The following is a 16975-nucleotide window of genomic DNA, read 5'->3' on the forward strand; positions in this document are numbered from 1 at the left end:
CATGAGCAGGTCCAATGAAGGCGCCTATCAGGGGTCCAAAAGCCCGAGCGGCTCGGACTTCCTCCAGCTCGACGTCGGCCAGGCCCCACCGGGCGGCCGCACCGAATGGCTGGCGGGCCGGCTCCGCGCGGCCATCGCCGACGGAACCCTCCCGGTCGGCAGCCGGCTCCCGGCCAGCCGGGTGCTCGCCGCCGAACTGCGCGTCTCCCGGGGGCTCGTCACCGAGGCCTACCAGCGCCTCGCCGAGACCGGCCAGGTCAGCGGCCGCGGCCGGGGCGGCACCGTGGTCGTCGCCGCCCCGCCACCGGTGGCCGGCGCCTCCCGCCCACCGGACCGCGGCGGACCCGTCGACGCCCTGCGCGCCGTGCCGTGCCGGATCGACCTGTCACCCGGGGTCCCCGACCTGACCGCGTTCCCGCGTACGGCCTGGCTGCAGGCCGAGCGCCGGGTCCTCGCCCAGCTCACCCCGGCCGACTTCGGCTACGGGAACCCCCAGGGCGCGCCCGCACTGCGCGAGGCGGTCGTCGGCTGGCTGGCCCGGAACCGGGGGATCCGGGCCGACCCCGACGAAGTGGTCGTCGTCGCGGGCGTCGCCCAGGCGCTGGCGCTGCTGGCGCACGTCCTGCGGGAGGAAGGCGTACACCGGATCGCGGTGGAGGACCCGGGCTCGCTGGGGGCCCGGCAGCAACTGGAGTACGGGCGGCTGGAAACGGTCCCCGTACGGGTGGACGAGGCCGGGCTGGACGTGGCCGCGCTGCGCGCGAGCGGAGCCGGGGCCGTCCTGCTCACCCCGGCGCACCAGTTCCCGACCGGTGTCGTCCTCGACGGCGAGCGCCGCCGGGACCTGCTCGGCTGGGCGGCCGCCGGGGGACTGGTCATCGAGGACGACTACGACGCGGAGCACCGCTACGACCGGGCCCCCGTCCCCGCCCTGCGCGCCCTGCTGCCCGAGGCGGTCTGCTACGCCGGCAGTGTGTCCAAGCTCCTCGCGCCCGCCCTGCGCCTGGGCTGGCTGCTGGTCCCGCCGCGCCTGCGCGACGCCGTGACCGCCGCCAAGCGCTACGCCGACCTCGGCAATCCCGTTCTCGCCCAGCTGGTCCTCGCCCGGCTGATGGACTCGGGCGAACTGGAACGGCACCTGCGCTTCGTCCGGCGCCGTCACCGCCGCCGCCGCGACGCCATGCTCCGGGCCGTCGCCGAGCTGCTGCCCGGCGCCCGGGTGCACGGCGCGGCCGCCGGGCTGCACCTGATGGTCACCTTCGACGGCGCCGGCTTCGACGACACGGCTCTGGCCTCGGCGGCCCTGGCCCTGGGGGTCAAGACCCACCCGCTGTCCTGGCACCGGGTCCGGCCCGGCCCGCCGGGCCTGATCCTCGGCTATGCGGCGGGCTCGGCCGGAGAGATCGAAGAGGGCATCGCCACCCTGGCCACGGCCCTGGAGGGCGTCCTGGACGGGCCCCCGGAAACCGGTCGGAAAGTTTTTCCGGAACGGCGGCAACCTCCCGGGGGGTCGCGCGTCGTGCGGGGGTGAAGGGCGCAGTCCCGCGTCCTCGACCCGACCGTGGAGAACCACCGTGAAGAACCTGAAGCGTGTCCCCCTGGCCTTCCGCCGGACGGCCGTCACCGCTGCCGCCACCGGAGTGGCCGTCGCCCTCGCCGGACCCGCCTTCGCCGCGAGCGGCAGCTCGGCCACGCCCTCCCCGTCGGTCAGCGTGCCCGCCGGTGCCTCGCCCACGGCGGGCGGGCCCAAGCCGTCCCCGTCGGTGAGCACCCCGACGAGCGGGGGATCGGACTCGCCGAGCGCGTCCCCCAGCGTCGCGCCCGGCGTCCGTCCGTCGGCCCCGTCGGCCCCCTCGGACGCCCGTCCCAGCGCGTCGCCCTCCGAGCCCGGCGCCGCACCTGCCGCACCCTCCGCACCCGGCGCGGCGGAGCTCGCGCATACTGGCTCCTCGGCGACCACCGTCGCCATGGGGGCGGGGGCCACGGGCCTGGTCCTCGCCGGCGCGGGAGCCCTGTACGCCGTACGGCGCCGCGCGAACAGCTGAGGAATCCCGTGCTCCAACTCGCATCACCCGGCGGCCCCCTCACGCCCGGCTTCGGCCGGGCGTGGCGGGGCCTTTGGTCGTTGCTGCGCCGGGAACGTTCCGCCCCGCCGGTCTCCCCGCGGTCGTACGACTCCCCGTACGGGTCCCCGTACGACTCCCCTTACGGCTCCTCGTCCGTCCACGACCGCACGGGTCACGGCGACCAGCGGCCGCCCACCGTCACCGAGCTCTACCACGCGCACCGGCTGCGGATGGTCCGGCTCGCGGTGCTGCTCGTCGACGACTTGGCCACCGCCGAGGACGTGGTCCAGGACGCCTTCACCGCCCTCTACCGGCGGCACGGGGAGCAGATCGCCGAGGTCGACAACGCGCTCGGCTACCTGCGCACCGCGGTGGTCAACACCTCGCGCTCGGTGCTGCGCCGCCGGCGCACCGTCCGGGCCTGGACCCCGCCGGTGGCGGCCGACCTGCCGTCCGCCGAGGACCACGTGGTCCTGGACGAGGCGCACCGCGAGGTGCTCGCCGCGCTCGGCCGGCTCACGCCGCGTCGCCGCCAGGTGCTGGTGCTGCGGTACTGGGCCGATCTCAGCGAGGCGGAGATCGCGGCCACCCTCGGGATCAGCCGGGGTGCGGTGAAGTCCAATGCGAGCCGCGGACTGGACGCCCTGGAACGGATTCTGGAGGGACGGATATGACGCGAGACGGCGAACGCCTCGCCGAGCGCCCCGTCGAGCGCCGGCTGCGGCAGGCCCTCGACGCGCGCGCGGACAGCATCGACGTCCGACGGCTGCGGCCCGCGGAGCCGCCGGGGGCGCACCTGGGGCGGCTGCCGATGGCCGGGCTGCGGCGGTTCGCGCTGCCGCTGGCGGGCCTGGCGGCGGCAGCGGCCGCCGGGATCGGATACCTGCTGCTCGCCCCGGATCCGTCACCCGGCCCGGGGCTGCCGGCCACGCCGCCGCGGATCACGGCCCCCGGTCCGTCCGCGCAGGACCCGGCCTCACCCGACCCGCAGCCCTCCGGATCCGGTCGGCGGACCACCCCGTCCGTGTCCACGCCCCCCACCGGGTCGGTGGGCCCGACCCCGTCGGCTCCGAGCTCACCCAGGGCATCGGGATCGCAGCCCCCGTCGGCGAGCCCGTCCACCGCGCGGGGAGGCATCGCCACCTCCTCGCCGCCGCCGAGCCCCGCTCCGCGCTAGGCCGTGTCCGCAAAGTAGCGCCGGCCGCCCGGAGGGCGGGCCCCGCGGCGTCTGGTGCCGTGTATCGCAAGGCGGAGGGTCGCCCGTGTACTGGACGTACTTGGGCGTGCCCGACAACGCGGCGAGGTGCGGTGCCAGGCGTCGCGGGGCAGGCGGGACTTTGCGGACACGGCCTAGCGGGCCGCCCGGTCAGCTCCGGAGGTTCTCCACCGCCGTGACCAGCGGGGCGAGTTCAGGGATGCGCGAGGCCTCGTCCAGGGCCTCGCGCAGGGCGGTGTCGTTGGTGGGGCGGGCCGCGGCCAGCAGGGTCAGGCCCGCCTCGCTGACGTCGGTGTAGATGCCCCGCCGGTCGGTGTCGCAGAGGTAGCGGTTCAGCAGGCCGCGGTCCTCCAGCCTGCTCACCAGCCGGGTCGTCGCGCTCTGGCTGAGCACCACCGAGTCGGCGACCTGGTGCATCCGCAGGTGCCCGCCCGGGCCGCTGTGCTGGCGGCTGAGGACGTCGAGCAGCGAGTACTCGCGCACGCTGAGGCCGTGGCCGGCCTGCAGGGCCCGTTCGATGTGCGCCTCGATCCGTCCGTGCAGGAGGGAAAGGGCGCACCAGCCCTGGGATAGGGCGGTGAGCGCGCTGTCCGTGGCCGTCATGGGCTCCTCCGTCGAAGCGTCCCGGGCTGGGGTGTGTGACCACCAGGATAGTCCACATGTGCAATAGCCCGCGCTTGCAAATATCCCGCGTCTGCAATTAATGTGGACGCACGTAAGCGGCGACCGCATTCAACTGCCTGGGCGTCGTCGATCGCTCCCGATCGCGCCGCCCCCGCCGCACCCCGCACCACCCCCCTCCCTGAAGGACACCTCCCCCATGCCTCTCGCACTCCTCGCCCTCGCCGTCGGGGCCTTCGGGATCGGCACCACCGAATTCGTGATCATGGGCCTGCTCCCCGAGGTCGCCGGCACGTACGGGGTCTCGATCCCCACCGCAGGCTTCCTGGTCACCGGCTACGCCCTCGGCGTCGTCCTCGGCGCACCCCTCATGGCCGTGCTCGGCACCCGCGTTCCCCGCAAGCGCATGCTGATGCTGCTCATGGGCCTCTTCATCGCGGGCAACGTGCTCTCCGCGCTCGCCCCAGCCTTCGGCGTCATGCTCGCCGGCCGCGTCGTCGCCTCACTCGCCCACGGAGCGTTCTTCGGCATCGGCGCGGTCGTCGCCGCAGAACTCGTCGCCCCCGAGAAGAAGGCCGGCGCGATCGCCATGATGTTCACCGGGCTGACGGTCGCCAACGTCGTCGGCGTCCCCCTCGGCACGTTCGTCGGGCAGACCCTCGGCTGGCGCGTCACCTTCCTGATCGTCGCCGCGCTCGGCGTCGCCGGCCTGCTCGGCATCGCCCGGCTGGTACCCGAGCTGCCCCGGCCCGGGGGCGGGGTGCGGATCCGCCGCGAGCTCGCCGCCTTCCGCAACGTCCAGGTGCTGCTCGCGATGGCGATGACCGTCCTCGGCTTCGGCGGCGTCTTCGCCGCGATCACCTACATCACGCCGATGATGACCGACGTCGCCGGCTTCGCCGACACCTCCGTCACCTGGCTCCTCGTCCTGTTCGGCCTGGGCATGGTCGCCGGCAACCTCCTCGGCGGCCGGTACGCCGACCGCGCGCTGATGCCGATGCTGTACGTGGCCCTGGGCGCCCTGGCCGTCACCCTCGCCGTCTTCACCTTCACCGCCCACACCAAGGCCGGCGCGGCGCTCACCCTCGTCCTGATCGGCGCCCTCGGCTTCGCCACCGTGCCGCCGCTCCAGAAGCGCGTCCTGGACCAGGCCGCCGGGGCGCCCACCCTGGCCTCGGCCGTCAACATCGGCGCCTTCAACCTCGGCAACGCCCTCGCCGCCTGGCTCGGCGGGCTGGTGATCGCCGCCGGCCTCGGCTGGACCGCCCCCAACTGGGTCGGCGCGGCGCTGGCCGCCTCCGCCCTGGTGCTCGCCCTCGTCTCGGGCGCGCTGGAACGCCGTACGGCGCGGCGCGCGGCCCGCGGCGACCGGGGCTCGGTCGTGGCGGCCGACGCACCCGAGGCGGCCGTGGCCGTCCCCGCCCACCACTGATCCGCCCCTTCCCCGGTACGCACCCGCACGTACGCATCCCGCACGTACGCACTCCCGCCCGCAAGGAGAAGCACCGCATGTCCACCCCCACCCGCACCGCCGTCGCCCCCCTGACCACCGAGGACGCCGAGCTGCTCGTCGCCACCGCCAAGGCCGCCGCCGAAGCGGCCGGAGCCACGGTCAGCGTCACCGTCCTCGACGCCGGTGGGCACCTGCTCGCCTTCCGCCGCGACGACCGCGCCGTGCTGATCTCCGGCGAGACCAGCACCCGCAAGGCCTACACCGCGCTCCAGCTGAACGCGCCCACCGCCGAGCTCGTCGACACCGTCCTGCCGGGCAGCCCCTTCCACACCCTGCCCACGGCCCTCGACCGGCCCCTGCTGTTCATCGCGGGCGGACTGCCCGTCCACCGCGACGGCAGGCTCATCGGCGCCATCGGCGTCGGCGGCGGCGCTCCCGACCAGGACCACGGCTTCGCCGCGGCCGCGCGGGACGCCCTCGTCTGAGATCGCCGGGTCGCGCACCCGTGTCCCCCGTGCCACGTTGGTACGGGGGACACGGGCACATGATGAGCACACCGAGACGGCACACGAGGGTCCGCACCATCGCGACGGCAACGGTCGCCGCGCTGGTCACCCTTGCCCTCCCGGGCTGCACGGCCGCCTCGGACGCGGCGCGCGCCCGCGGCCCCGCGGACGCCGCCACCGCCCCCGCCCCTGCCCCCGCCACGAAGGCGGCGCCCCCGGCCGAGGCCGCCCCCACCCCCACACCGACCCCGACCTACCCCCTGTCCACCGCCCCGCGCACCATCCCGGCGGTACGGGAGCACGTGCCCGCTCGCGGGCCCGGCTGGAAGCCCACCCCCGACGCCCGCGTGGTCGTCGCCCCGGACGACACCGCCGAGCTCTCCGACGAGGCCAAGCTGCTCGCCGGTGAACTGCGCATCGGGTACGGGGAGTCGGCGGCGCCGCGGGCCGGGGACGTGGAGCTCTCCCTGGACGCGGGAGCCGCGGGCGGGCCCGAGTCGTACACCCTCGACGTCAAGGACGGCCGCGTCCGGATCAACGGCCCCGACCAGGCCGGGGTCTTCTACGGCACCCGCACCCTCAAGCAGGCGGTCAAGAGTGCGGGTTCGGCCCCCGAGGGCACCGTGCGAGACGCCCCCGCCAAGCCGCAGCGCGGCCTCAACCTCGACATAGCCCGCAAGTACTTCTCACCGGACTGGATCGAGGACCGGCTGCGTGAGATGGCCGACCTCAAGCTCAACCAGCTCGGCCTGCACTTCTCCGACGACCAGGCCTTCCGCATCCAGTCCGACACGCACCCGGAGATCGTGTCCACCCCGCACCTGACCAAGGCCCAGGTGCGGGAGATCAACGCGCTCGCCGCCCGGCTGCACATCACGGTCGTTCCCGAGATCGACTCGCCCGGCCACCTCGGCGCGGTCCTGCGCGCCCACCCCGACCTCCAGCTGCGCGATACACAGGGACGGGCGGTCAAGGGGGCCGTGGACATATCGAACCCGGCGTCCGCCAAGCTCGTCGACGAGCTGCTGCGCGAGTACATCCCGCTCTTCCCCGGCGGAGCCTGGCACCTGGGCGCCGACGAGTACCAGGCGCTGGTCTACCGCGACCCGCAGGCCTCCTTCCCCCAGCTCGCCAGCGCCGCCCGGCAGCGGTACGGGCCCTCGGCGCGGGTCCAGGACCTGGCGACGGGCTGGCTGAACGACCGCGCCGCCGTGGTCCGGCCGTCGGGGAAGGCGCTCAAGGCGTGGAACGACGGGTTCTTCGCGGGCGGGGTGACGAGCGCCGCCAAGGACATCCAGGTCGAGTACTGGACCGGCAAGGAGAACGGCGCCCGGCCGCCGCTGGAGTACCTGCGCGAGGGCCGCAAGCTCGTCAACCTCAACGACGAGTTCCTCTACTACGTACTGGGGGAGCCCAACCAGTTCACGTACCCGACCGGGAAGCGGATCTACGAACAGTGGACCCCGCTCGTACTGCGCGGCACCACCCCCGTGCCGGCCTCGTACGGGCCGCAGATCCTGGGCGGGCGCCTGGCCGTCTGGAGCGACCTGTCCGGCGCCCAGACCCAGGCCCAGGTGGCCGCGGGGATCCAGGCGCCGCTGGCCGCGCTCTCCCAGAAGGTGTGGGACGCGCGCACGCCGCGGCTGCCCTGGTCCGACTTCAAGGCCCTCGCCGACCGGCTCTGACCGCTTCCCGGACCTCCGCGGGCCCTGCCTACAGGATCTGGCTGCGGCCGCCCGTACGGTCGACGCGCTGCCGGCGCCGCTGGAGCCACTGGCCGACCAGCGGCACCGCCAGGATCACCGCCGACGTCCAGACGGCGGCGAAAACCCAGATCAGGAGCGGGGAGACGGTGAGCGAGGCCGTCACGAACAGCACCGCCGCCACCACACCGAGCAGCCAGGCGGCCACGGTGCGCCGGCGCCGGTGCGACGTGGACCGCAGGATCCGGTCGAGGGAACGGTCACCCTTGAGTTCGGCCTCGATCGCGGAGAGGGCGCGCTGCTCGCGATCGGAGAGTCCGGCTCCGTCCATCACGACGTACCTCCGCCGGCTGCTGCCGTCGGGCGCGGGTCGCAGCCTCTGGCCGGGGAATACCCTGCCTGACGCCGCCCAACCCCCGGAGGACGCCGTGAGTACGGGCGCCGGTCACCAGATGGAGTCGACCCACTCCGGGTGGTCGATGAACGGGTTGCGGTTGTGCTGGAACCGGTCGAATATGACCTGGTTGCGGCGCTGCTCGAAGGCGTCCGGCGGGTCGATCCGGTTCCACTGCTTCAGCAGGCTGATCCGGCCGAAGAGGGGCGCGGAACCATTGTTGACCTTGTCGTTCAGCTCCAGGTCCGCGAAGCCGTCACCACCGTCGTAGCGGACGGCCATGTACAGCAGCATCCGCGCCACGTCGCCCTTGACCGCGTCGCGGGGCTCGAAGGAGTCGGCGTCGGTCAGGCTGCCCGGGGCCTCGCTCACCGGGCTGCCGCCCTTGTCGAAGTCCTTGTTGCCGCGGGTGCTGTTGACGGTGACGTCCTCCGGGCGCAGGTGGTGCAGGTCGGTGCCCGGGCCGGTGGCGGTGCCGAAGTCGCCGTGGCTCTTGGCCCAGACGTGCTCGCGGTTCCAGTCGTTGACCCCGCCGCCGTTCGTCGCCTTGGACTGGGAGCGGCCGGAGTAGACCAGGATGACGTTGTTCGGGTTCGCGGGATCCTCGTCGGTCACCTTCAAGGCGTTCCACACACCCTCGTAGGTCACCCTGGACTGGGTCTTGATGATGTCGTGCAGGGCGGTCTTCAGGGCGGGCCCGGTCTTGCCCTGGGCGCTCGCGTAGTAGTCCGCGTACGGGTCCGCCGCGGCGGCCGCGGGGTGCTCTGCGGCGGCTTGGCGCTGCTGGCCGGCGGACGCGGCCGCCGGCACGGCGAACAGGGCGGCGGCTGCGAGGCCGGCCGCCCAGGGGGTCAGGCGCGAGATTCTCATCGGGTGGGGGGTACCTCTCCGTACGCACCGTCCCCGCCCGGGGAATTGGCGGAGTGTCAGTGGCAGTGCGAGGGTCACATTGTCATGTGCCGAACAGGTGAAAACCACGTGTCGGGAGTGGGGGATCTTCGTGTGTGCCGGTCGCGCGCCGCGGGCAGGGTAGCGGTGGCCCCGGTGGGGCCGGAGCGACCGTGACCAGCCCTATCTGGAGCAGCCCATGGCAGTGAAGATCCTCATCGTGACCGGCGACGCGGCCGAGTCGCTGGAGGTCCTGTATCCGTACCAGCGCCTGCGCGAGGAGGGGTACGAGGTCCACATCGCGGCGCCGCAGGTGAAGAAGCTGCGGTTCGTGGTCCACGACTTCGAGGAGGGCTTCGACACCTATACCGAGAAGCCGGGCTACACCTGGCCCGCCGACCTGGCCTTCGCGGACGTCGTCACCGACGACTACGCGGCCCTGGTCGTCCCGGGCGGCAGGGCGCCGGAGTACCTGCGCAACGACCCCGAAGTGCGCCGGATCCTGGCCGCCTTCGCGGAGTCCGACAAGCCGATCGCGCAGATCTGCCACGGGCCGCTCATCACGGCCGCGGCCGGGGGCCTGGCCGGCCGCCGGGTCACCGCGTACCCGGCGCTGGAACTGGACATGAAGGCGGCCGGGGCCGAGTTCGAGGACTCCGAGACCGTCGTCGACGGCACCCTGGTCTCGGCCCGGGCCTGGCCGGACCACTCACGCTGGATGCGGGAGTTCCTGACCGTGCTGCGCGGCAAGGCCCCGGTGGCCTGAGCGGGAACACGGATCACACAGGCGGCCGTGACCCCCGTGCGAGGGGGTCACGGCCGCCTGGTCGTGTCGTCGGACGTCAGCTCACGGGGGTGATCGCCGGAGCCGGCTCGTACTTGTAGTTCGCGCCGAAGTTCTTCTTCACGGCCGTCTCCCAGGAGCCGTCCGCGACCATCTTCTTCAGTGCGTCGTTGATCTTGCCCTGGAGTTCCTTGTTGCCCTTCTTGACACCGATGCCGTAGTTCTCGTTGCTCAGGCTCTGGCCGAGCAGCTTGAACTTGCCCTCGTTGCCCTTCCGGGCGGCGTAGCCGGCCAGGATGGAGTTGTCGGTGGTCATGGCGTCGACGCGGCTCTCCTGGAGGGCGACGACGCAGTCCGAGTAGCCGCCCATCTCCAGCAGGCCCGCCTTGGGGGCGAGGTTCTTGCGGAGGTTCTCGGCCGAGGTGGAGCCGGAGACCGAGCACAGGCTCTTGGAATTGAGGTCCTCGGCCTTGGTGATCGAAGCGTCGCCGGCGCGCGTCAGCAGGTCCTGGTGCGCGACGAAGTACGGGCCGGCGAAGTCGACCTTCTCCTTGCGCTTGTCGTTGATCGAATAGCTCGCGACGACGAACTTGACCTCGTTGTACTGGAGCAGCAGCTCGCGGTCGTTGCTGTAGACCTGCTTGAATTCGATCTTGTCCGGCTTGTAGCCGAGCTCCTTGGCCACATAGGTGGCGACGTCGACGTCGAATCCGGTGAAGGTGCCGTCGGTCTCCCGCATGCCTATACCGGGCTGGTCGAATTTGATGCCGATGGCGAGGGTCCCGTCCCCCTGGCCCCCATCGTCGAAGACGCCGCACCCGGAGGCGGTCAGGGCGATCGCGATCACTGCGGCGACCGCACCGGCCTGGGGAACCTTCATGCTGCACTCTTTCCTGGGGAACGCGGGGCACGTCACCGGGATTGCCGATGGCGTGGGGAACCGCGCGAATGTGGGGGACGTCTGGACGCGTGTACGAGGAAGCTAGGAAGCGGAACGGCTTATCGTCACTAGATTTGAGCAAAACTTGAGGATAACGATCCGGACAGCCGCCGATCGTGCGGTTGGGGCAGGTCGGAGCGGGGGATAGGGGCGGGCGCGGAGCGGGTCCGGTGCACCCGGACGGAAATGCGTCGCTCATGACTTAAAGGTGGTAAATCGGTTTTGTCCACACCGGGTGGCGCCCGGGAATCCGGCATGCGCGCACGCCCGTCCGTCCGGGTGGCCCAATCGGCCGAAATGGCTGGAAACATAAGGTCGTTCAGGCCGGGCCGGGGGGCTCGTGGGATCATGGACGGGCAATGCCCGTGGACGAAGGGGGAGTTCGGTGACCGGTGTACGCAAGGGGCTGGCCAAGGTGGAGTTCGCGCTGCGGTGGGACCCCAGCCCGGCGGGCACGCCCGCGAACGACCTCGACGTAGTCGCCGCGGTCTACGGCGCCGCCGACCCGCACGGGACGCCCGTCCAGCTCGTGCACTTCGGCAGCCGGTCGCCCGACGGAACCATCACCTTGAACCGGGACAGCCACACCGGCCAGGGCTTCGGCTTCGACGAGGTGATGACCATCGAGCTGGACCGGATGGCACCGGAGGCGAGCCGGGTGGTGGTCGGCGTGGTCATCCAGAACACCGACGGCGGCGTCGCCGGCCGTATGAAGACCTTCGCCGACATCGGCGGCACCGGGTTCCGGATCCGCGAGGGCCACACCGACCTCGCCCAGGGTGACTTCGCGGCCGTGACCGCGGCCACGGCGGCCACCGTCGCCGAGTTCACCCGCGACGCCTCGGGCCCCTGGTCCTTCGACCTGCGGCTGCACGGCTTCGAGGCCGACCCGGAGGCGTTCGCCCGGACCATGGGCGCGCTCCGCTGACGCCGGCCGTCCGGGCCGGTGCGGAGCCGCGCGGACCCGGCGGCGGCCACCCCTGGGGTGAGTGGCCGCCGCCCGGTCCGGGTGGCGCGCTGCCGCCGTCCCCACGAGGCAGCGCGGGCAGGTCGCCGTCAGGTCATCAGGACGGCGGCCCGCCGGTTCAGGGGGCCTGGTCGGCCGGGGGCCCGGTGGGCCGGGACGGCGCGAGTCCCAGGGACGGGAGCATCACGGCGTCGACGAACCGGACCAGGTAGTCCGCGTCCGCGTACCGTCCCTCCAGCACCGGCCGGATCCGGAGCACGCCCATCAGCTGGGCGGGCAGGAACTCCACGGCCGGATGGTCCGCGGCGATCTCGCCGCGCGCCACGGCCCGTCCGACCATCTCGGCGAACGCGGCCAGCTCCGGCTCGACCAGCGCCTCGCGCAGGGCGGCCTGGAGTTCCTCGTCGCTGAGCACGGCGTGCCCGAGGGCCTGCGTCAGCCGGGTGTCCCTGCCGGAGGTCCCGGCCGCGATCCGGGCCGCCTCGCGCAGATCGCCGGCCAGTGACCCGGTGTCCACGGCGACGAGCGTGCCGCGCCGGCCCGCGCGCAGGGCGGCGGCGACGAGCCGGGGCTTGGTCTTCCACTGCCGGTAGAGCGTCGACTTGCCACAGCTGGCCCGGGCGGCGACGCCCTCCATGGTCAGGGCCTCGTAGCCGGACTCGCGCAGCTGCTCCAGGACGGCGTCGTAGAACTCCTGCTCACGCTCCGGGGTGATCTTGGAGCGGCGCGCGGGGGTCGGCGTCGACGTCATGGATGCGGCTCTCCTCAGGGGCGCCTCGGCGGCAGGTTCCACTACGGAAGTGTACGGGAACGCGACCGTATCGGTACACCCGCGTATCGATACGCCAATGTATCGATACACTGGCGTGTCGCTGTGCGCGTCAACAGGAAGAGAGACCGGGGGATGAGCTCCCACACCACACCTGCCGGGCCGGCAGCCGGACCGAGAGCCGCGCGCCGCCGCCTCATACGCGAGCTGCTGCTCGTCGCGGGCTTCTTCACCGTCTACAAGGCGGGCCGGCTGCTCTCGACCGACCGCACCGACGAGGCCTTCCGCAACGCGGCGCGCACCTGGGACGCCGAGCGCTTCCTGCACCTGCCCGGCGAGGGCGCGGTACAGCGGCTGCTGCTGCACGGGGACGCCCTCGTCACCACCGCGAACACGTACTACGCGGGTGTCCACTTCCCCGCGACCGCGCTCTTCCTGGTCTGGCTCTACCTCCGGCGCCCCGCCCACTACCTGTGGACGCGCCGGGTACTCGCCGGACTCACCGGAGCCGCCCTCGCCCTGCACCTGGCCTTCCCGCTCGCGCCCCCGCGACTGCTCGACGCCGCGGGGCTCATCGACACCGCACAGGTCTACGGGCCCACTGTCTACAAGGCCGCGCCGGTCGAGGACACCCTGGCGAACCAGTTCGCCGCCATGCCCTCACTGCACTTCGGCTGGGCGCTGATGCTCGCGCTCGGCATGATCGCCGCCACCTCCTCGCGGTGGCGCTTCCTGTGGCTGCTGCACCCGCTGCTCACCCTGCTCGTGATAGTCGGCACCGCCAACCACTACTGGCTCGACGCCGTCGTGGCCGCCGTCCTGCTGTGGGCGGCCCTGCTGCTCGTCCCGAAGCCGCGCACGGGCGACCCGGATCCGGACGGGGGTGCGGGCCCGGACCCGGACCGGAGGGCGGTCCCGGAGCCCGGACAGGACCTCCCCGTACGAGGCCTGCCGAGCCCGCGGGGAGCGGACGAGGCCGTAGGAGCCGGACGATGAACGACACCGCCCTCGCCGTCGGGCTCTGCCTGGCTTCCGCCGTGGCCTACGCGGCCGCCGCCGTCGCCCAGGAACGGCTCGCCCGGGCCGCCGTCGCGCGCACCGCCAAGGCCCTGCTGGGCTCCGGCGCCTGGTGGTGGTCGGCCGGGCTGAACGCCGCAGCCGCGCTGCTGCACGCGGCGGCCCTGCGCTACGGCCCCCTCACCCTGGTGCAGCCGCTCGGCGCGCTCACCCTGGTGGCCGCCGTCCCGCTCGGGGCGCGCAGGTCCGGCCGCCGGGTGGTGGCCACCGAATGGCGGGGCACCCTGGCCACCGTCGCCGGGCTCGGCCTGCTGCTCCTCCCGGCCTCCGGGCCGGCCCCCGACGACACCCTCACGCTGATCGAGGCGCTCGCCGTCTCCGGCGCGACCCTCGCCGTGATCATGATGCTGACCGCGGACAAGGACCCGCGCTCGGGCCTGCGCCACGCGACCGCCTCCGGACTGGCCTCGGCGGCGGCCTCCGCCCTGACCCAGACGGTGGCCGTGGCGGCCGGCCGCGGCGGAGCCCTGCTCAGCGTCCGGGTCGTCTCCGTGGCCCTGCTCGTCATGGTGTTCGCCGTCGGCGGGATGCTCCTGTCGCAGCGGGCCTACCGCGGCGGACTCGGCGCCCCGCTGGCCGTGGTGAACCTCGCCAACCCGCTGGCCGCGGCCGTCATCGGCATGGTCCTGCTCGGCGAACGGCTGCAGGGCGGAGTGCCGGGACTGCTGCTGGCCGGCGCCGGAGCCTTCCTCGCGGCGCGCGGGGTGGTCCTGCTCACCCGGACGCCCTCGACGGGTGCGGGTCCGGGCGGCGCCGGCCCCGTCACCGGCGCCGAGCTCCCCGTGCCGGCCGGCCGCGTGGCGGTCTGAGCGGTGGAGAACCGATCCGCCGCCGGACGCGTCCTCCCGGGAGAACAACCCGAACGACAGAAACGACAGAAGCGGAGTGACGGGACATGGGGATCGTCAGCTGGATCATCCTGGGACTGCTGGCAGGGGGCATCGCCAAGGTCCTGCTGCCCGGCCGGGACCCCGGCGGTCTGATCGGGACCACCCTCATCGGCGTCGCCGGAGCCTTCATCGGCGGCTGGCTGTCGGCGAAGGTGCTGGACAAGCCCATCCAGACCGAGTTCTTCGACCTCGCCACCTGGGGCTCGGCCATCGCGGGCTCACTGGTCCTGCTGATCGGCTACCGCATCCTGTTCGGCAACTCCCGGAACTGACCCGGCCGCACGCGGTCCGGGCACCGGCGCCGCCCGGTCGCCCGGCCGCCCGTCACGTTCCGGCCGATCCGGGCCGCCCGAGCCGCGTCCCTGAGACGCCGCTCCGGACGACCGGCGGATTACGCTGGCCGCACCACCGCGACGTACGCGCACGAGCAGCGAGGAAACCGGCAGCCCGATGAGTGTCACCCCCGTCCCCACCGCAGACCTGTACGACGAGTTCGGCGAGACCCTGGCCATCTGTGCCACCGGGTTCCGCCAGTTCGGCGGCCGCCGGCTGTTCGCCGGACCCGTACGGACCGTGCGCTGCCACGAGGACAACGCACTGCTGCGCACCCTCCTCCACACGCCGGGCGAGGGCGCGGTCCTCGTCGTGGACGGCGGTGGCTCGCCGCGGACCGCCCTCGTCGGCGACCTCATGGCGGGTGCGGCCGAGGCCAACGGCTGGGCCGGCCTGATCATCAACGGCTCGGTCCGCGACAGCGTCGCCCTCGGCGGGCTCGACCTCGGCATCAAGGCGCTCGGCACGGTCCCCCGCAAGAGCGGCAAGACCGGCGAGGGCGCCGTCGACGAGCCCGTCACCATCGGCGACGTCACCTTCCGCGCGGGGGACACCGTCCACGCGGACGACGACGGCGTGGTCGTCCTGCCCCGCTGACGTCCGGACCGGCCCGGTGGGACCGGCCCGGTGGGGCCGGGGCGGTCCAGAACCGGCCAGGGCCGCAGCACCGGCCCTGGCCCGGCCCCGCCGGGCCGGGTTTCACTGCGGGCCCATGAGACGACGACACAGGATCACCGGCCTGCTCGGCGCGCTCGCGCTGACCGCCGCCGCCCTGGCCGCCGCGGGACCCGCGAACGCCGCCGGGACCCCGGCCGCGGACCCGCCGCCCGCCGAGTTCGGCACCGACTGGCACGACCCCCTCACCGCGGCCCCGCCCGTCGCCCGCCCCGCGACCCGGTCCTGCCAGGTGACCCTCGCGGAGGCGCAGTTCCGCGACTTCACGCCCTACCAGGGCAGTTACACACCGCCCGCCGCCTGCGGCACGGCCGGCTGGGCCAAGGTGGTCCTGCGACTCGACGGCAAGGTCAAGGGCCGCCAGTACGACCGCCTCGGCCACCTCTCCCTCGGCGGGGTCGAGATCCTGCGCACCTCCACCCCGCAGCCCTCGCCCGACGGCATCACCTGGTCCGTCGAGAAGGACGTCACCCGCTACCGCGACACCCTCGCCCGCCCGCAGCCCGTCGAGATGCTCATCGGCAACGTCGTGAACGACACGTACACCGGTGTCATCGACGTCAAGGCGACCCTGACCTTCTACGCCGCCGACGGCCGCAACCCGGCCCCGGACACTCCCGACCGCGTCCTGCCCCTCACCTCCCCGTCGGTCACCACCCCGCGCAACACGGAGCGCCTCCTCGCCGAGGTGTACGCCACCGGCTCGGGCGGCGGCTGCGAGGAGTACTGGTACATGACCACCCCGGACGCGGCCCCGTACTCCTGCAAAGCCGCCGACGGCCCCTACCGCGAGGTCCGGGTCTCGGTCGACGGACAGCTCGCCGGCATCGCAGCGCCGTTCCCCACCGTCTGGACCGGCGGCTGGTCCAACCCCTTCCTCTGGTACGTCACCCCCGGCCCGCGCGCCTTCGACGTCCAGCCGATCCGCTACGACCTCACCCCCTACGCCGCCCTCCTCAACGACGGCCGACCGCACCGCGTCGAGGTCTCCGTCGCCGGGGTTCCGGCCGGGCAGAGCGGCTGGAGCACCCCCACCAACCTGCTCCTCTGGCAGGACGAGGCCCGGGAGGTCGTCACCGGCGCCCTGACCCGGTACGAGCGGAGCGAGCCGGCCGGCCACTCCCGGTGGACGCCCGCGGCCCCCGGCGGGCAGCACCGCCTGGACACCGAGGGCGGGCACCGGCTGACCGTCGCCGGACACCTGAACACCTCCCACGGCCGCGTGGCCACCACCGTCACACGCGCCGTACGGGGCACCTCCGTGCACCGCTGGACCGACGGCGAGAACCAGGACGCGCTCACCGCCACCTGGACCGACGAGGAGAGCGTGACGCGAGGGCCGGCCACCACGCGGACCGACCGCACCTACACGATGGACGGCGAGACCACCCTCGGAGCCGGCGACCGGCTGCGCACCGTCATCTCGCTCGGCGACCGCGCCGAGACCGTCACCCTGCACGGCGGCAAGGCCGTCGACCGCTCCCGGCTCGACGACCGGTACACCGGCGACGCCACCTACACCGCCAACGTCCCGCGCGACCAGCGGCACGCGGTCGCCACCACGTCCGCCCGCCACCGGTTGTACGGGTCCGCAGCACCCGGCGGCTGTTACGACCGGACGGTGGCCACCATCCAGGGCACACTCACGGTGGACCGCCGACGCTGCTGAGCCGGCCGCCCCCTACGATGAGCG

General features: G+C 73.5%; 19 protein-coding genes. 14 read left to right on the forward strand and 5 right to left on the reverse strand.

What is annotated here, in order from left to right:
- The first annotated feature begins 1 nt into the window (after position 1).
- The 4 genes from pdxR to JYK04_RS38275 are packed head-to-tail and all read left to right on the forward strand — an operon-like array spanning position 2 to position 3243.
- Positions 2 to 1531 carry a MocR-like pyridoxine biosynthesis transcription factor PdxR gene (gene pdxR / locus JYK04_RS38260; protein ID WP_189744375.1) on the forward strand — a complete coding sequence of 510 codons (1530 nt, stop codon included), beginning with the start codon at positions 2 to 4 and terminating at the stop codon, positions 1529 to 1531.
- A 43-nt stretch (positions 1532 to 1574) separates the two neighbouring features.
- The gene (locus JYK04_RS38265; RefSeq protein ID WP_189744377.1) at positions 1575 to 2045 is read left to right on the forward strand and encodes an LPXTG cell wall anchor domain-containing protein; all 471 of its coding nucleotides are present in this window, start codon (positions 1575 to 1577) and stop codon (positions 2043 to 2045) included.
- An 8-nt stretch (positions 2046 to 2053) separates the two neighbouring features.
- Entirely contained in the window at positions 2054 to 2740 is a 687-nt protein-coding gene (locus tag JYK04_RS38270; RefSeq protein WP_229876632.1) for an RNA polymerase sigma factor, read from the forward strand.
- The gene (locus JYK04_RS38275; RefSeq protein ID WP_189744378.1) at positions 2737 to 3243 is read left to right on the forward strand and encodes a hypothetical protein; all 507 of its coding nucleotides are present in this window, start codon (positions 2737 to 2739) and stop codon (positions 3241 to 3243) included. Before JYK04_RS38270 ends, JYK04_RS38275 begins: the two co-directional genes overlap by 4 nt.
- A 189-nt stretch (positions 3244 to 3432) precedes the next feature.
- Here JYK04_RS38275 and JYK04_RS38280 read toward each other — a convergent pair whose 3' ends face one another.
- Positions 3433 to 3885, reverse strand: a complete 453-nt coding sequence (locus JYK04_RS38280; protein ID WP_189744380.1) for a MarR family winged helix-turn-helix transcriptional regulator — start codon at positions 3883 to 3885, stop codon at positions 3433 to 3435.
- 217 nt (positions 3886 to 4102) lie between these two features.
- Here JYK04_RS38280 and JYK04_RS38285 point away from each other — a divergent pair, with 217 nt between their 5' ends.
- From JYK04_RS38285 to JYK04_RS38295, 3 genes are all read left to right on the forward strand, one after another.
- Positions 4103 to 5335, forward strand: coding sequence for an MFS transporter (locus JYK04_RS38285; RefSeq protein WP_189744382.1), 1233 nt, complete (start codon positions 4103 to 4105; stop codon positions 5333 to 5335).
- Positions 5336 to 5412: 77 nt separating this feature from the next.
- Positions 5413 to 5841: a GlcG/HbpS family heme-binding protein gene (locus JYK04_RS38290; RefSeq protein WP_189744384.1), complete on the forward strand. Its 429-nt coding sequence runs from the start codon at positions 5413 to 5415 to the stop codon at positions 5839 to 5841.
- A gap of 62 nt (positions 5842 to 5903) precedes the next feature.
- Entirely contained in the window at positions 5904 to 7547 is a 1644-nt protein-coding gene (locus JYK04_RS38295) for a beta-N-acetylhexosaminidase (protein ID WP_189744387.1), read from the forward strand.
- Between the two features lie 28 nt (positions 7548 to 7575).
- On the opposite strand, the gene JYK04_RS38300 is transcribed toward JYK04_RS38295, so the two are convergent.
- Positions 7576 to 7896 (reverse strand): DUF3040 domain-containing protein, encoded by a 321-nt coding sequence (locus JYK04_RS38300; protein ID WP_189744389.1) that lies wholly within the window; start codon positions 7894 to 7896, stop codon positions 7576 to 7578.
- 114 nt (positions 7897 to 8010) lie between these two features.
- Positions 8011 to 8829 (reverse strand): endonuclease I family protein, encoded by an 819-nt coding sequence (locus JYK04_RS38305; protein ID WP_189744391.1) that lies wholly within the window; start codon positions 8827 to 8829, stop codon positions 8011 to 8013.
- A gap of 217 nt (positions 8830 to 9046) precedes the next feature.
- Here JYK04_RS38305 and JYK04_RS38310 point away from each other — a divergent pair, with 217 nt between their 5' ends.
- Positions 9047 to 9613 carry a DJ-1/PfpI family protein gene (locus JYK04_RS38310; RefSeq protein ID WP_189744393.1) on the forward strand — a complete coding sequence of 189 codons (567 nt, stop codon included), beginning with the start codon at positions 9047 to 9049 and terminating at the stop codon, positions 9611 to 9613.
- 76 nt (positions 9614 to 9689) lie between these two features.
- Here the strand turns inward: JYK04_RS38310 and JYK04_RS38315 are convergent, their stop codons facing one another.
- The gene (locus JYK04_RS38315; RefSeq protein ID WP_189744395.1) at positions 9690 to 10511 is read right to left on the reverse strand and encodes a glutamate ABC transporter substrate-binding protein; all 822 of its coding nucleotides are present in this window, start codon (positions 10509 to 10511) and stop codon (positions 9690 to 9692) included.
- Between the two features lie 445 nt (positions 10512 to 10956).
- On the opposite strand from JYK04_RS38315, the gene JYK04_RS38320 reads away from it, so the two are divergent.
- Positions 10957 to 11499 carry a TerD family protein gene (locus JYK04_RS38320; protein ID WP_189744396.1) on the forward strand — a complete coding sequence of 181 codons (543 nt, stop codon included), beginning with the start codon at positions 10957 to 10959 and terminating at the stop codon, positions 11497 to 11499.
- Positions 11500 to 11656: 157 nt separating this feature from the next.
- Here JYK04_RS38320 and JYK04_RS38325 read toward each other — a convergent pair whose 3' ends face one another.
- The gene (locus JYK04_RS38325; RefSeq protein ID WP_189744397.1) at positions 11657 to 12289 is read right to left on the reverse strand and encodes a TetR/AcrR family transcriptional regulator; all 633 of its coding nucleotides are present in this window, start codon (positions 12287 to 12289) and stop codon (positions 11657 to 11659) included.
- Positions 12290 to 12442: 153 nt separating this feature from the next.
- On the opposite strand from JYK04_RS38325, the gene JYK04_RS38330 reads away from it, so the two are divergent.
- The 5 genes from JYK04_RS38330 to JYK04_RS38350 all read left to right on the forward strand — a co-directional run bounded on the left by JYK04_RS38330 (position 12443) and on the right by JYK04_RS38350 (position 16951).
- Positions 12443 to 13303 (forward strand): phosphatase PAP2 family protein, encoded by an 861-nt coding sequence (locus tag JYK04_RS38330; RefSeq protein WP_189744398.1) that lies wholly within the window; start codon positions 12443 to 12445, stop codon positions 13301 to 13303.
- Positions 13300 to 14193 (forward strand): DMT family transporter, encoded by an 894-nt coding sequence (locus JYK04_RS38335; protein ID WP_189744399.1) that lies wholly within the window; start codon positions 13300 to 13302, stop codon positions 14191 to 14193. The genes JYK04_RS38330 and JYK04_RS38335 overlap by 4 nt, the downstream gene beginning before the upstream one ends.
- A gap of 86 nt (positions 14194 to 14279) precedes the next feature.
- Entirely contained in the window at positions 14280 to 14546 is a 267-nt protein-coding gene (locus JYK04_RS38340; RefSeq protein ID WP_189744401.1) for a GlsB/YeaQ/YmgE family stress response membrane protein, read from the forward strand.
- Positions 14547 to 14724: 178 nt separating this feature from the next.
- On the forward strand, positions 14725 to 15204 hold the full coding sequence (gene rraA, locus JYK04_RS38345; protein WP_189744403.1) for a ribonuclease E activity regulator RraA: 480 nt from the start codon (positions 14725 to 14727) through the stop codon (positions 15202 to 15204).
- 115 nt (positions 15205 to 15319) lie between these two features.
- Complete coding sequence (locus JYK04_RS38350) at positions 15320 to 16951, forward strand: peptide-N4-asparagine amidase (protein WP_189744405.1); 1632 nt, start codon at positions 15320 to 15322, stop codon at positions 16949 to 16951.
- Positions 16952 to 16975 lie beyond the last annotated feature (24 nt).

The organism is Streptomyces nojiriensis, from assembly GCF_017639205.1.
GTDB classification, from domain to species: domain Bacteria; phylum Actinomycetota; class Actinomycetes; order Streptomycetales; family Streptomycetaceae; genus Streptomyces; species Streptomyces nojiriensis.

Excerpts from the sequence above, each read along its gene's own strand:
- pdxR (WP_189744375.1), top strand. The coding sequence starts at position 2 with ATGAGCAGGTCCAATGAAGGCGCCTATCAGGGGTCCAAAAGCCCGAGC.
- JYK04_RS38275 (WP_189744378.1), top strand. The coding sequence starts at position 2,737 with ATGACGCGAGACGGCGAACGCCTCGCCGAGCGCCCCGTCGAGCGCCGG.
- JYK04_RS38280 (WP_189744380.1), bottom strand. The coding sequence starts at position 3,885 with ATGACGGCCACGGACAGCGCGCTCACCGCCCTATCCCAGGGCTGGTGC.
- JYK04_RS38285 (WP_189744382.1), top strand. The coding sequence starts at position 4,103 with ATGCCTCTCGCACTCCTCGCCCTCGCCGTCGGGGCCTTCGGGATCGGC.
- JYK04_RS38290 (WP_189744384.1), top strand. The coding sequence starts at position 5,413 with ATGTCCACCCCCACCCGCACCGCCGTCGCCCCCCTGACCACCGAGGAC.
- JYK04_RS38295 (WP_189744387.1), top strand. The coding sequence starts at position 5,904 with ATGAGCACACCGAGACGGCACACGAGGGTCCGCACCATCGCGACGGCA.
- JYK04_RS38300 (WP_189744389.1), bottom strand. The coding sequence starts at position 7,896 with ATGGACGGAGCCGGACTCTCCGATCGCGAGCAGCGCGCCCTCTCCGCG.
- JYK04_RS38305 (WP_189744391.1), bottom strand. The coding sequence starts at position 8,829 with ATGAGAATCTCGCGCCTGACCCCCTGGGCGGCCGGCCTCGCAGCCGCC.
- JYK04_RS38310 (WP_189744393.1), top strand. The coding sequence starts at position 9,047 with ATGGCAGTGAAGATCCTCATCGTGACCGGCGACGCGGCCGAGTCGCTG.
- JYK04_RS38315 (WP_189744395.1), bottom strand. The coding sequence starts at position 10,511 with ATGAAGGTTCCCCAGGCCGGTGCGGTCGCCGCAGTGATCGCGATCGCC.
- JYK04_RS38325 (WP_189744397.1), bottom strand. The coding sequence starts at position 12,289 with ATGACGTCGACGCCGACCCCCGCGCGCCGCTCCAAGATCACCCCGGAG.
- JYK04_RS38330 (WP_189744398.1), top strand. The coding sequence starts at position 12,443 with ATGAGCTCCCACACCACACCTGCCGGGCCGGCAGCCGGACCGAGAGCC.
- JYK04_RS38335 (WP_189744399.1), top strand. The coding sequence starts at position 13,300 with ATGAACGACACCGCCCTCGCCGTCGGGCTCTGCCTGGCTTCCGCCGTG.
- JYK04_RS38340 (WP_189744401.1), top strand. The coding sequence starts at position 14,280 with ATGGGGATCGTCAGCTGGATCATCCTGGGACTGCTGGCAGGGGGCATC.
- rraA (WP_189744403.1), top strand. The coding sequence starts at position 14,725 with ATGAGTGTCACCCCCGTCCCCACCGCAGACCTGTACGACGAGTTCGGC.
- JYK04_RS38350 (WP_189744405.1), top strand. The coding sequence starts at position 15,320 with ATGAGACGACGACACAGGATCACCGGCCTGCTCGGCGCGCTCGCGCTG.